At 55.2% G+C, this 370-nt stretch carries 1 pseudogene; it reads left to right on the forward strand.

The features are described 5' to 3' along the window. Nucleotides 1-370 (forward strand): annotated as a pseudogene (locus tag KP705_RS19340) (IS5/IS1182 family transposase); the annotation flags it as partial.

Genomic DNA, 370 nt, shown 5'->3' on the forward strand with positions numbered 1-370 from the left:
TATYTGCCGATGTCAGGCCAGATCCTGGATGCCACGCTGGTAGCGGCTCCGAAGCAGCGGAACACCAATGCAGAGAAAGCGGATCTGCGAGCAGGCCGTATTCCTGAAGACTGGCAGGACAAACCCGCAAAGCTGTCGCACAAGGATCGTCATGCGCGCTGGACACTGAAGTTCACGAAGGCGAAGCGGCAGGATGATGGAACCATGCCATCCAGCGATCTCGCCATCCCGTTCTTTTTGGCTATAAATCGCATGTTTCCATCGATCGGAAATACCGGTTCATCCGCAAATGGAAAACAACGCATGCCGCTGCCAGTGATGGCGCGCGATTGAGAGAGGGGCTTCTGGATAAARCCAATACGGCCTCAAG

Origin of the sequence: Gluconobacter sp. P1D12_c (assembly GCF_018812105.1) — a bacterium.
Taxonomy (GTDB): Bacteria; Pseudomonadota; Alphaproteobacteria; order Acetobacterales; family Acetobacteraceae; genus Gluconobacter; species Gluconobacter oxydans_A.